We start from the raw sequence: 6,076 nt of genomic DNA on the forward strand, positions 1-6,076 counted from the left end.
GCCATGGTCCGTGTCCTGCCAGTCGTGGTGCTGCTGCTGCTCGCGCTACCCGTGCGGGCGGACGAGATCGCCGTGCCGGCAGGGCAGGGCACCCTTGCCAACGCCATCGCCGGGGCGCGCCCCGGCGATGTACTGACCCTGCGCGCGGGCAGCTATGAGGGCGCAATCAAGATTGACAGGCCGCTGTCAATAACCGGACCGGAAGGCGCGGTGATCGACGGCATGGGGCAGGGGACGGTCGTGACCATCGACGCCCCCGATGTGACCCTGCGCGGCCTGACAGTGACCGGATCGGGAATGAACAGCGAGGCGCTGGACGCGGGCGTGAAGATCCTGAAGGGCGCGGATCGTGCGGTGGTCGAACACAACCGGGTGATCGGCAACCTGCACGGCGTCGACGTCCACGGCGGCCGCGATGCGCAGGTGCGCAGCAACACCATCGAAGGCACCCGACAGGTCCGCGTCAACGACCGGGGCAACGGCATCTATGTCTGGAACTCTCCCGGCACGTTGGTCGAGAGCAATTCAGTCCGCTGGGGCCGCGACGGTATCTTTTCCAACGCCTCGCGCACCGGCATTTACCGCGACAACCTGTTCCGCGATCTGCGGTTTGCGGTGCATTACATGTACACCAACGATTCCGAAGTATCGGGCAACGTGTCCATCGGCAACGGGCTGGGCTATGCCATCATGTTTTCCAACAACATCGAGGTAAAGGACAACCTGAGCCTGTCGGACATCAGCCACGGTGTGATGCTCAACTACGCCAACAACGCCGAGGTGTCGGGCAATCTGGTGCGCGGCGGGGCTGAAAAATGCACCTTCATCTACAACGCGCACAAGAACCTGATCTGGGGCAACCGGTTCGAGGGCTGCGAAATCGGTATCCACTTCACCGCCGGGTCGGAGCGCAACGTGCTGACCGGCAATGCCTTCATCGGCAACCGCACGCAGGTGAAATACGTCGGCACCCGTGATGTCGAATGGAGCTTTGAGGGGCGCGGCAACTATTGGTCCGACCATCCCGGTTTCGATCTGGGCGGCGACGGAATCGCCGACAGTGCCTTTCGCCCCAATGACCTGATGGACCATATCCTGTGGTCGCAACCCGCTGCGGCACTGCTGACCGGCGCGCCTGCGGTGCAGCTGATCCGCTGGGCGCAATCGAGCTTTCCGGCAACCCTTCCCGGTGGCGTCGTCGACAGCGCGCCGCTGATGACCGCACCGCAGATCGCGGTGTCCGACAGATACACCGCACTGGAGGCCGATGCGGCGTCCCGGCGGAATGAAAGTGAAATGAATGACCTCGACGTTAACGATCTCACGTCTCACTAAGACCTTTGATGGGGTCAAGGCCCTGTCCGACGTGTCGCTGCGGGTGGACCCCGGCGAGCGTGTGGCCCTTCTGGGCCACAACGGCGCGGGCAAATCGACGATGATGAAGATCATCCTTGGCCTCATCGCGCCGGACAGCGGCGATATTGCCATTTGCGGCGTGCGTCCCGGCGATGCGGCGGCGCGGTCGCGCGTGGCGTATCTGCCGGAGAACGCCGTTTTCCATCCTGCGCTGACCGGGCTGGAGCAGATCAGCTATTACATGCGCTTGCGCGGCGTGGCTGTATCCGGCGCGATGGACCTGCTGGACCGTGTCGGGCTGGCCCATGCCGCAAAGCGCCGGATCGGCACCTACTCCAAGGGGATGCGGCAACGTGTCGGGCTGGCGCAGGCGCTTATCGGGCAACCGACGCTTTTGATACTGGATGAACCGACCAGCGGCCTCGACCCGGTTTCGCGGCGTGATTTCTACGATCTGCTCGACACGCTGGCGGCGGAGGGGGCGGCGTTCCTGCTGTCCAGTCACGCGCTGACCGAGGTAGAGGCGCGCACCGACCGGCTTTTGATCCTGTCGGGGGGGCGCATGGTGGCCGAAGGCAGCCTGCCCGAATTACGCCACGCGGCGGCACTGCCCGTCGCGATGCATATCCGGGCGATGAACGGTTATGCCCCCGACATCATGGCGGCATTTCCGGGTGCGATCCGCGCCAACGACGCGATCCACCTGACCTGCACGCAGGACGAAAAACTCGCCACGCTGGCCACGATTTCCGCCTTGCAGGGCAAGGTGTCGGACCTCGATGTGATCCCGCCCAGCCTCGAAGACATCTATAGCCATTTCAGCCGGAGGGACGGCCAATGATCGCCCGTATTCTTGCCACGGCCACGACGGAAATCCATATCGCGCGCCGCAACCGCTGGGTGCTGATTGCGGTTTTACTGATGGTGGTGTTCTCGCTGGTCCTGTCTGCAGCGGGGTCGGCGCCCTCGGGCGCGCTGGGGGCGGACCGTTTGTCGGTCGTCGTCGCATCGCTCACCTCGCTTTCGGTCTATCTGGTGCCGCTGGTGGCGCTGCTGATGTCGTTCGACGCGGTCGCGGGCGAGGTCGAGCGGGGCACCTTGCCGCTGGTCCTGACCTATCCGGTCGCCCGCTGGGAGGTTCTGGCCGGCAAGTTCGTGGCGCATACCGCGATCCTGTTCACCGCCATCCTCGCCGGCTACGGCGCCGCAGCGGCGGTGACGATCCTTGCCGATCCGGCGGCCGTGTCGGGGCTGGGCGCGCTATGGACGCTGACCTGGACATCGACGCTGCTGGGCGGGACGTTTCTGGGGATCGGATACGCGGCGTCGGCAACGGCGCGCCGCGTCTCGGGCGCGGCAGGATTGGCCATCGGCCTGTGGCTGGGGCTTGTCGTGCTCTATGATCTGGGTCTGCTCGCGGCGGTCGTTGCCGATGATGGCGGCGCTTTCACCACGCGCGTCTTCCCCGTTGCCCTGTTGGCCAATCCGGCGGATGCGTTCCGGCTGTTCAATCTGTCGGCTCTTTCGGCAACCCCGGTCGCATCCGGTGTCGGCGGTGCGGCGAACGCGGTGCCGCAGTGGCAATCGCTCGCCTCCATCCTGATCTGGCCACTTGTGTCGCTGTCGTTTGCGACACTGCTGTTCCGAAAGGTCGAGCCATGAAATATCTTGCCCTCGTTCTCGCGATGCTGGCCCTTTCGGCGTGCAAGGAAGAGGCGGCACAGGATACATCCGCCGTGCCGCTGACTGCCGGGGCCGTCGGCCATTACTGCCAGATGGACCTGTTGGAACATCCCGGCCCCAAGGCGCAGGCCCATCTGGGCGGGCTGCCCGGTGCGCCACTGTTCTTCAGCCAGGTGCGCGATGTCGTGGCCTACATGCGGATGCCGGAGCAAAGCCACGAAGTCCTCGCTGTCTGGGTGAACGACATGGGCGCGCAGGGCGCCACCTGGGCTGTGCCGGGGGCCGCGAACTGGATCGCCGCGCAGGACGCGACCTATGTGGTCGGTTCGCGGGTCGTGGGGGGCATGGGCGCACCGGAACTGGTGCCGTTCTCAGCGCCAACCGACGCTGTGGAATTTGCGCGGATGAATGGCGGAGAGGTGATGCGTCTGGACGAGATTCCGGACAACGCCGTTCTTGCCCCGGTCGCGTTGACCGGCGACGCGGATGACCCCGATTACGAAAACCGGTTGCGCGCATTGTCGAAAGAATTGGGAGAGTAAAATCATGATACCCCGTCGTCGTTTCCTGGCCATCAGCGCCGCAGCCCTTGCCGTACCGTCCCGGGGGTTTGCCCAACCGATAAACACGCCGGTCTACACCTGGCGCGGCATCGCCCTTGGCGCGCGCGCAACGCTGCGCCTCGCGCATCCCGAGGCACAGGCCATCGCCGAAAGTGTCGCCGCCGAGATTGCACGGCTGGAGGATATTTTCAGCCTGTACCGCCCCGACAGCGTGCTCGCGCGCCTCAACCGGGTGGGGCGGATCGAGTCACCGCCGTTCGAACTGCTCGAATGTCTGTCGTTGGCCGGTGCGGTTCATCGGGCCAGCGCGGGGCGGTTCGATGTGACCGTGCAACCCCTCTGGGCTACCTATGCCGAGGCTTTCGCGCGCGGCATGGCACCCGCACCGGACGATCTGCGCGCCGCGCGTGCCGTGACCGGGTGGGACGGCGTGTCGCTCGACGCAGGCGAGATCCGGCTGCGACAGGGCATGGCGCTGACGTTGAACGGTATTGCGCAGGGGTACATCGCGGACCGTGTCGCCGACATGCTGACCGACCGGGGGCTGACGAATGTGCTGATCGACACCGGCGAATTCCGCGCATTAGGGTCACATCCCGACGGGTCTGCGTGGCCGGTCAGGCTGGCGGCGGGGGGCGCGGTGCCGCTGGCGGCGCGGGCGCTCGCCACCTCCGCGCCGCGTGGCACGACATTCGACGACGCAGCGCGGGTCGGCCATATCCTCGACCCGCGCAGCGGGCTGCCCGCCCGCGCGCGGTGGCGCGAAATCTCTGTCACGGCGGGATCTGCGGGGCTTGCGGACGCACTCTCGACGGCCGCCTGCCTGTTCGAGACACGCGCCGAAATTGCCGCATTCATCGGGGGTTTCGACGGGGCAAGGGTGGAGGCGATCGCGCGGGCCTGATCTGCGCGCCACCGCGTTCAAGTTTGCGCCTGCGCAAAGTGGGCCACCCCCATTCAGCCTACACCCGAACGCGCAAGGATGCCTCGGACGCGCCGGCGACCGGACGGATTGGCTCACGTCAGAAAAGGAGTGACCGACATCGATTTCTCACATTCCCCCACCAGCACGGAATACCTGCGACGGGTATCCGATTTCATGGATACCCACATCCTGCCGCGCAACGCCTTGTGGCACGCCGAGGTCGCCGCCGGGAATTTCCCGGTCTCGTTCATGGCGGACCTGAAGGCGTTGGCGAAATGCGAAGGGTTGTGGAATCTCTTCCTGCCCGATCTGCCCGACGATGCGCCGGGGCAGGGGCTCGGCACGCTGGACTATGCCCCCCTTGCCGAAGTCATGGGACGGATCCCGTGGGCGTCGGAGGTGTTCAATTGCAGCGCGCCCGACACCGGCAACATGGAACTGCTGCACATGTTCGCAACACAAAGGCAGCGGCAAGACTGGCTGATGCCGCTGCTGGAAGGCGAAATCAGATCGGCCTTTGCCATGTCCGAACCGGACGTGCCGTCGTCAGACGCGACCAATATCGAGACTTCGATCCGGAAAGACGGCAACGGCTATGTCATCAGCGGGCGCAAATGGTTCATCACCAATGCGGCGCATCCCGATTGCAGGCTTTTGATCGTGATGGGCAAGACCGACACCGATGCACCGCGCCACCTGCAACAGAGCATGGTTCTGGTGCCCATCGACACCCCCGGCGTCGAGATCAAGCGGAACATTCCGGTGCTCAACCACCACACGCCCGAAGGCCATTGCGAAATTCTGTTCCGCAACGTGAAAGTCCCCGCCGATAATCTGCTGGGTGCCGAAGGGGACGGATTCCGGATGGCGCAGGCCCGACTTGGCCCGGGGCGCATCCACCACTGCATGCGCTCCATCGGTCAGGCCGAACTCGCGCTGGAACTGATGTGCGACCGCACGCGCGAGCGCAAGACCTTCGGCAGTTTCCTGAGTGAGCGGGCGAATGTCGGCGACTGGATCGCCCGGTCCCGGCTGGAGATCGAACAGGCGCGGTTGCTGGTGCTCAAGACGGCGTGGATGATCGACACGGTAGGCGCCGACGGGGCCCGGCAGGAAATCGCGATGATCAAGGCGCTCGTGCCGTCCATGCTGTGCCGGGTTGCGGACCGGGCCATGCAAACCTTCGGAGCGATGGGCCTGAGCCCGGACACGCCATTGGCAGAAATCTACACCTTCGCGCGGGCCTTGCGGTTTGCCGATGGTCCGGACGAGGTGCATCTTCGCGCGCTCGCCAGAGGAGAGACCAAGGCAAGCGCCGAGCGCAGCGGCGCATCGGCGAGATACCTGACCCCGTCCACGGCGGGTTGATTTGGCAAGCGCCACAGCCATGACAGACCTTTTGCAGTAGTGTCGCAAAGTTTCGGAACTCAGTTGTGCTCCCAGGCTTATCGCGCCAGGCTTCACAGGTTCCCGAGGCTAAGTCAGGATTGAAGATTTGATCAATTTCAAAGGCGCGCAGTACCCGAAATCTGTGATCCTATAGGCCGTA

General features: G+C 64.9%; 6 protein-coding genes. All 6 read left to right on the forward strand.

The annotated features are described in order from the left end of the window. The first annotated feature begins 3 nt into the window (after positions 1 to 3). The 6 genes from Q1A06_RS19920 (at position 4) to Q1A06_RS19945 (ending at position 5,895) form a co-directional block, all read left to right on the forward strand. The gene (locus Q1A06_RS19920) at positions 4 to 1,335 is read left to right on the forward strand and encodes a nitrous oxide reductase family maturation protein NosD (RefSeq protein WP_299567787.1); all 1,332 of its coding nucleotides are present in this window, start codon (positions 4 to 6) and stop codon (positions 1,333 to 1,335) included. Further along, positions 1,301 to 2,197, forward strand: a complete 897-nt coding sequence (locus Q1A06_RS19925; protein ID WP_299567788.1) for an ABC transporter ATP-binding protein — start codon at positions 1,301 to 1,303, stop codon at positions 2,195 to 2,197. The genes Q1A06_RS19920 and Q1A06_RS19925 overlap by 35 nt, the downstream gene beginning before the upstream one ends. Continuing rightward, positions 2,194 to 3,018, forward strand: coding sequence for an ABC transporter permease subunit (locus Q1A06_RS19930; RefSeq protein ID WP_299567790.1), 825 nt, complete (start codon positions 2,194 to 2,196; stop codon positions 3,016 to 3,018). Before Q1A06_RS19925 ends, Q1A06_RS19930 begins: the two co-directional genes overlap by 4 nt. Next, the gene (locus Q1A06_RS19935) at positions 3,015 to 3,581 is read left to right on the forward strand and encodes a nitrous oxide reductase accessory protein NosL (RefSeq protein WP_299567792.1); all 567 of its coding nucleotides are present in this window, start codon (positions 3,015 to 3,017) and stop codon (positions 3,579 to 3,581) included. The genes Q1A06_RS19930 and Q1A06_RS19935 overlap by 4 nt, the downstream gene beginning before the upstream one ends. 4 nt (positions 3,582 to 3,585) lie before the next feature. Continuing rightward, the gene (locus Q1A06_RS19940) at positions 3,586 to 4,506 is read left to right on the forward strand and encodes an FAD:protein FMN transferase (RefSeq protein ID WP_299567794.1); all 921 of its coding nucleotides are present in this window, start codon (positions 3,586 to 3,588) and stop codon (positions 4,504 to 4,506) included. A gap of 129 nt (positions 4,507 to 4,635) precedes the next feature. Further along, complete coding sequence (locus Q1A06_RS19945; RefSeq protein ID WP_299567796.1) at positions 4,636 to 5,895, forward strand: acyl-CoA dehydrogenase family protein; 1,260 nt, start codon at positions 4,636 to 4,638, stop codon at positions 5,893 to 5,895. The last annotated feature ends 181 nt before the right edge of the window (positions 5,896 to 6,076 follow it).

Source organism: uncultured Sulfitobacter sp. (assembly GCF_947497275.1).
Classification (GTDB): Bacteria; Pseudomonadota; Alphaproteobacteria; order Rhodobacterales; family Rhodobacteraceae; genus Sulfitobacter.

What these genes read in the sequence shown, in the direction of transcription:
- Q1A06_RS19920 (WP_299567787.1), top strand. Translation starts at nt 4, where the DNA reads ATGGTCCGTGTCCTGCCAGTCGTGGTGCTGCTGCTGCTCGCGCTACCC.
- Q1A06_RS19925 (WP_299567788.1), top strand. Translation starts at nt 1,301, where the DNA reads ATGACCTCGACGTTAACGATCTCACGTCTCACTAAGACCTTTGATGGG.
- Q1A06_RS19930 (WP_299567790.1), top strand. Translation starts at nt 2,194, where the DNA reads ATGATCGCCCGTATTCTTGCCACGGCCACGACGGAAATCCATATCGCG.
- Q1A06_RS19935 (WP_299567792.1), top strand. Translation starts at nt 3,015, where the DNA reads ATGAAATATCTTGCCCTCGTTCTCGCGATGCTGGCCCTTTCGGCGTGC.
- Q1A06_RS19940 (WP_299567794.1), top strand. Translation starts at nt 3,586, where the DNA reads ATGATACCCCGTCGTCGTTTCCTGGCCATCAGCGCCGCAGCCCTTGCC.